This is a genomic window from Flavobacterium sp. LS1P28, from assembly GCF_003970335.1.
GTDB lineage: Bacteria > Bacteroidota > Bacteroidia > Flavobacteriales > Flavobacteriaceae > Flavobacterium.
On sequence record NZ_RYDI01000040.1, the window covers coordinates 1 to 1,300 of the forward strand.

Annotated in this window: 1 protein-coding gene; it reads left to right on the top strand. The window is 28.9% G+C overall.

Translation table 11 applies throughout. The features are described 5' to 3' along the window. Positions 1–123: 123 nt before the first annotated feature. Positions 124–1,287 (top strand): IS4 family transposase, encoded by a 1,164-nt coding sequence (locus EKL97_RS15500; protein WP_126569309.1) that lies wholly within the window; start codon positions 124–126, stop codon positions 1,285–1,287. Positions 1,288–1,300 lie beyond the last annotated feature (13 nt).

Sequence of the window (1,300 nt, forward strand, 5' to 3'; positions counted from 1 at the left end):
CACTAGTGTCCACTAAAAAATAAAACAAGTTCTTTGAAATTATTGTAAATCTGTATTTTAAGAGTCATTTTTGAGCGTGACGATTTGAAATGATTATTATGTTCGTAAATCAATATTACGAATATGAATCACGGTAAATATGTCTTTTCTCAACTGATTGAATTTCTTCCTCAACGTGTTTTTGACAGGTTAACTAGTAAATATTTTGGCAATAAATCGGTCAAACATTTTACTTGTTGGAATCAATTATTATGTATGATTTTTGGTCAACTTTCAGCAAGAGAAAGTTTAAGAGATTTGATAATTGTTATAGAAGCACATCAATCAAAATCATATCATTTAGGATTTGGCAAAAATGTAACTCGTAGCAATTTATCCAAAGCTAATGAAAATCGTAATTATAAAATATTTGAAGAGTTTGCCAATCATTTAATATTGATTGCTCGGGATAAAAACAGCAATGATGCTTTTGAAATAAAAGGTAATATTTATGCTTTTGATTCTTCAACAATTGATCTATGCTTGAGTGTATTTTGTTGGGCTCATTTTCGAAAAACTAAAGCAGGAATAAAATTGCACACTCTATTTGATATTAACACACAAATCCCGGTATTTATCCATATAACAGAAGCAAATGTGCACGATGTTAATGCAATGGATGTCATAGATTATGAGCCATTTGCGTATTATATTTTTGACCGTGCTTATGTTGATTATGATCGACTTTTTCGAATTACAAAAGCAAATGCTTATTTTGTTGTTAGAGCAAAATCTAATGTGAAATTTAAAAGAATGTATTCTCTAAAAATTGACAAAACCACTGGAATTAAATATGACCAAATTGGTAAAATAGAAGGTTTTTATACCTCAAAAGATTATCCAGAAAAGATACGAAAAGTAAAATTTTTCGATACTGAAAATAAAAAAATGTTAGTATTCTTGACTAATAATTTTGAATTATCAGCTCAAGATATTGCACTACTTTACAAACAAAGATGGCAAGTAGAATTGTTCTTCAAATGGATAAAACAGCACCTAAAAGTTAAGACCTTTTGGGGAACAACAGAAAATGCTGTTCGTATTCAAATCAATGTAGCAATTGCAACTTACTGTTTGGTTTCTATAATAGCAAAAGATTTAAAAATCAATCGTTCAACCTACGAAATTCTACAAATTTTATCCGCATCATTACTCGACAAAACATCTATAAATGAACTGCTTATGAAATCAGATTACAATAATGTCAATGAACATAATACTAACCAGCTGGTTTTCAACTTATTTTAAGTGGACACTAGTG